This is a genomic window from Arthrobacter sp. BE255 (assembly GCF_031457335.1).
Classification (GTDB): Bacteria; Actinomycetota; Actinomycetes; order Actinomycetales; family Micrococcaceae; genus Arthrobacter.
In genome coordinates, this window is the sequence record NZ_JAVDWK010000028.1 from 1 (window position 1) to 4,705 (window position 4,705).

Genomic DNA, 4,705 nt, shown 5'->3' on the forward strand with positions numbered 1-4,705 from the left:
CCGGCGTTTCCGCGATTTCCTGCCCCGGCGAACCGGCCCCACCCGCATCCGGCACGCTACAAAGCGAACCATTTTCAGGCTGTTGAAGAAAGGGGGTTTGTCGCTATTTTCCCGCATCAGCGGCGGCGACTCAGAAAACAATACACGCCCCGAACCCCCACCGCAAATCCAACCCCCAACGAGCCACCAACCCCCGAAACCCCCGAAACCACGCGGATTCCAGGGGCCACGCACGCCCCCAGACAGGCCAGTCAGCCGGAACCGCCCACTATGGGGTGGGTCACGCTGCGTGCACCTACGCCAGGAGTTGTATGCGCCCAGGCCAGGAACAGGCAATTCCTCAGCTGCGGGCCCGCAACACCACGGTAAAGTCCGCTTCCCCGGCCGCGAGCCGATAAGCCTCCAGGACACCGGGACCGCATGCTGCCGTTCCCACACCCCGCAGTGCATGGTCAACGTACACGTGGGTCCTGCCGTCGGGAACCAGGTCGGTCCGGTGGGTTGCCGCATCCACGGCGCCGAGGCCGTACGGGCGGACCGTCAGCGCGAAGGGGGCGCCGGCAATCTCCAGCGTGCCGGCGTCGAGCACTACTGACGCAGCGTGCACTCCTGACCGTGCCCCGGATTCCTGGGGCCGGACGTAGTCAACGTCCATGCCCTCCAAGGGCAGCGAGAACCAGCCGGACTTCGCGCCCTGGCCGGTGTCGGGGTAGCTCTGGTGGGGTCCTTGGCCGAACCAACTCACAGTGCTGGCCTCAGATCCCAGCACCAGTTCGAGCCCGATCCGCGCCCACTCAACGGGGAAGCCTGCATTGGTCCAGTCCCCGTCCGGGCTGACCCGGGTCCGCAGGCCAACGGACTCCCCGTCGCTGCTCCACGTGTAGTCCACCAGCACGCCAAACTGTTTGTCCGCCGCGGCCACCCGGGTGCGGACAGTCAGGACCTCCCCGCCATCCACTGTTGGCTCTGCGGCGATGCCAAGTAAACGCGGGTGCATCCGGTTGAGGCCGGCCTGGCTCCATTGGGTGGCGAGCGGCCGCCTGTCCGGACCGGTCCATTCGCTGCCCAGGTCATTGTCAGTCGGCGCCCACCACAGCACCAGACGGAAGTCGTCCACGGGAACACTCCCAATGGAGAGCGGCAGCCCCGACACCCGGTCAAACACCACCGGTCCCAGCCGAAGCACGCCTTCTGAAACGCCCACCGATTCAAACTCCCGAGGCGCCGCGGGCACCGCGATGTTCTGGACCGACTGGCCCCAAGCGACTTCATGGCCGGCACCAGCCCAGTCTGCTCCCGAAGCAAGGAGTGCACTGACGGTGAGGACTGCTGCGCGTCCGTCGGCCAGCGACGCCAGGCCGCCAGGAAGTTCAGTGAACGTTTCCGCACCCGGCGCCAGCGACGCAACGTCCACCACGCCGTCCGCAAGCACCGCGCCGCCGTCGCCGGCCCCGCCGTCGCGCCCGCCGCCGTCGGCCTTCAGCACAAACCGGAAGCTCAGCGCTGACGTGTCCGCGAAGTCATAGCCGTTCCGGACGGTGAAGCCGGACCAGTCGTCCGCCACGCTGATACGCACGGGTTCGATGACCTTTTTGAAGTCCAGCAGGCCCGGACGCGGATTGCGGTGGGCGTCCACGAGGCCGTCAGTGACGAAGTTGCCGTCGTGGACTTCCTCACCGAAGTCGCCGCCGTAAGCGAAGTGCTCGCGGCCGTCAGCGTCCGTGACGGTGATGCCGTGCTCGAGCCATTCCCACACGAACCCGCCCATCAGCCGCGGGTAGCGGTTGAACAGGTCCTGGTATTCGGTCATGCCGCCGGGGCCGTTGCCCATGGCATGCACGTACTCGCACAGGACAAACGGCATGGCACGACGCCGCGCATCCAGCGCAGGATCGTCCAGCGGCTCCTCAACCCCCTGGCCAATCAGTTCCGTTTCAGCCTGGCTGGCATACATCCGCGAATAGACGTCGACGTAGGCCGAGCTCCAGTCACCCTCGTAATGGATGGGCCGGGACGGATCCCTGTCCTTGGCCCACTTCGACATCGCCGCCAGGTTCCGGCCCGTGCCGGCCTCGTTGCCCAGCGACCACATGATCACCGCAGCGTGGTTCTTGTCCCGCTCCACGGTCCGCCGCATCCGGTCCACCAGCGCCGGCTCCCAGGCCGCGTCGTCGCTGGGATTCTGGTTCCAACCCGAGTTCACAAAACCGTGGGTCTCCAGGTCGCACTCGAGCACAACGTAGAAGCCCAGCTGGTCTGCCAGCGCCAGGAAGTCCGGGTGCGGCGGGTAGTGGGAGGTGCGGATTGCGTTGATGTTGTGCTGCTTCATCAGCCGCAGTTCCGATTCCACCACATCGCGCGGCACCACGCGGCCCAGTTTGGGGTGGTGTTCGTGGCGGTTGACCCCGCGCAGCAGGATCCGCCGGCCGTTGACCTTGAACTGGGCGTCCTCGATGGAAATGCTCCGGAAGCCCAGCTGAACTGTGACTGTCTCCCCCGGTGCGCTGACCGTCGCGTCGTAGAGCCGGGGCAGCTCCGCCGACCACGGCGAGACTGCTGGGATACGGTGTTCGCTGCCTGCGGTCAGCTCCAGGTTCAGTTCCGGAACACGTACGACGGCGGCAATCGCCTCGCCGGCCCGGCTCGCCTCGACGCGCAGGATGCCTTCGCCCGTCGTGTGGTCATAGCCGGCGTGCACAAACACGTCATCAATGCCCTCGTGCGGCCGGGCCTGCAGGGTCACGTCCCGGAAGATGCCCGGCAGCCACCACATGTCCTGGTCCTCCACGTAGCTCGCAGCGGAAAACTGGGCAACGCGGACAGCCAGGACATTGGTGCCTTCTTTGAGGGCTCCCGTGACGTCGAACTCGTGGGCCAGCCGGCTGCCCCGCGTGGTGCCCAGTTCCGTGCCGTTGAGCCAGACCGTGGCGGCCGACTCGATGCCGTCGAAGCGGAGGAGGGCGCGCGGGAAGAACTCGGGGCCTGCCTGGAATTCCACCACGTGGTCACCGATCGGATTCGCGTCCGGCACGTGCGGCGGCTCCACGGCGAACGGGAACTGGACATTCGTGTAGGCCGGCGAACCATACCCGTGCATCGGCCAGCTGGACGGAACCGGCAGGCTCGTGAAGCCGTTGAGGTCCCCGCCGGACTGCCAGCCGTCGCGCGGCGCCTGGCGGATGCCGGAGCTGAGGCGGAACCGCCACTCACCGTTGAGGGACTTCCTGGGGGCGTCGCTGTGGAGGTAGGCGCGGGGCGGCAATGTTCCGCGGGCAGGGTCCAGGGACGCCAGGCCCTCGACGTCGTCGACGCCAATGTCCAGGGCACGGCCCGTGGACTGCCTGGCGGACGCCGCCGGGGTCTCGGCCGGCGCAAAGGGAGACTGAAGTGACATGGATATTCCTTGCTGCAGGGTGCTTGAGGGCCGCACCGGGCGACGCTGCTTTGATTCGTGAACGTTCACGAGCTTGGTTAAGACTATCCGGCGGCGGGCATTTTGGGTAGGCCTTTGCTACGCCGATGCGCGGATCACGAGCTCATGGCGGAGCGTCAGATGCGTGCCTGCGCCGCGCTGCGGGAGTGCGCCTGTCAGCAGCCCGTCGAGGAGGTCGACGGCGGCCCGCCCCACGTCGCGCAGGTCCAGCGAGAGCGTGGTCAGCTCAGGGGTCAGCAGCGTGCCCAGTGGTATGCCGTCCATGCCGATCACGGCGCAGTCGCCCGGAACGGAGCGCCCACCGGCGGCCAGCGCCTTGAGCGCGCCCGCAGCCATGAGGTCGTTGAAAACGAGCAGCCCGTCCACCCCCGGATACGCAGCAAGCATGGCTCCGACGGAATCCCGTGCCCCCTCTGCGGAGTCCTCGGCATGGGCCACTGTCAGTTCAATGCCGAGATCCTCGGCGGCACGACCAACAGCGGCGCCCCTGGCCGACAGCTGCTCCGCTGGCCCTGCATCAAGGTAGGCAAGACGCGTGCGACCCGCCGCGGCCAGGCGCTCCAGCGCAAGCCTCGCAGCGTAGGGGTAGTCGAAGGAGATGCCACCGGCGGTCAGGCCGGAGGGTTCATCCAGCACCACCACGGGCCGCCGGCCGAGCAATGCCTGAGCCTCGGCCGCGTGCGGACCCAGATAGCCGATGACAGCATCCACCTGTGGGGACAGCCGCTCCACAGCGTCCAAGCTGCTGCCGCTTCCGTGACCAAAATCATCCACCACTACATTCCAGCCACGCAGCGTTGCCATCTCAACCACGCTGGAGGCGAATGCGGGAAAGTAGGGGTTGGTCAGGTCGGGTATGGCCAGCCCCACGGAGGTGCGGGCCCCCTGGACGAGGCCCTTGGCGTAGCGGCTGGGAGTGTAGCCAAGTTCGCGCGCGAGTTCCTGGACGCGTTCACGCGTCTCCTGTTTGATGCCTGGCATGTCGTTCATCGCGCGTGTCACCGTCTGGCGCGAAACACCCGCAGCCGCGGCAACGTCCAAGATCGTGGCGCGTTTGGCGGGCCGGCCAGGGAAGGAAGAGCTCATAGACCGTAAGTCTAGGGCCAGGCATGGGGACGTCCTGCCCGCCTCTGGTGGCACACCCAGCACCCTCTCGCAGTTCCTGCGGGTTTCCCTCTACGTCAGGCTGGTTGTGAGTCAGTCGTTTGAAGGGAACAGGAGCAGCTATGTCTGTTGGTCCGCGAGGTATTAGCCGTGATGAGATCCGGGAAT

General features: G+C 66.9%; 2 protein-coding genes. Both read right to left on the bottom strand.

All coding sequences use genetic code 11. The features are described 5' to 3' along the window. Nucleotides 1-340 precede the first annotated feature (340 nt). A complete protein-coding gene (locus J2X42_RS23255) occupies nt 341-3,394 on the bottom strand; it encodes a glycoside hydrolase family 2 TIM barrel-domain containing protein (protein WP_310168496.1) in 3,054 nt (1,017 codons plus the stop codon). 117 nt (nt 3,395-3,511) lie between these two features. Further along, nucleotides 3,512-4,519 carry a LacI family DNA-binding transcriptional regulator gene (locus J2X42_RS23260; protein WP_310168497.1) on the bottom strand — a complete coding sequence of 336 codons (1,008 nt, stop codon included), beginning with the start codon at nt 4,517-4,519 and terminating at the stop codon, nt 3,512-3,514. Between the last annotated feature and the right edge of the window lie 186 nt (nt 4,520-4,705).

Excerpts from the sequence above, each read along its gene's own strand:
- J2X42_RS23255 (WP_310168496.1), bottom strand. The coding sequence starts at position 3,394 with ATGTCACTTCAGTCTCCCTTTGCGCCGGCCGAGACCCCGGCGGCGTCC.
- J2X42_RS23260 (WP_310168497.1), bottom strand. The coding sequence starts at position 4,519 with ATGAGCTCTTCCTTCCCTGGCCGGCCCGCCAAACGCGCCACGATCTTG.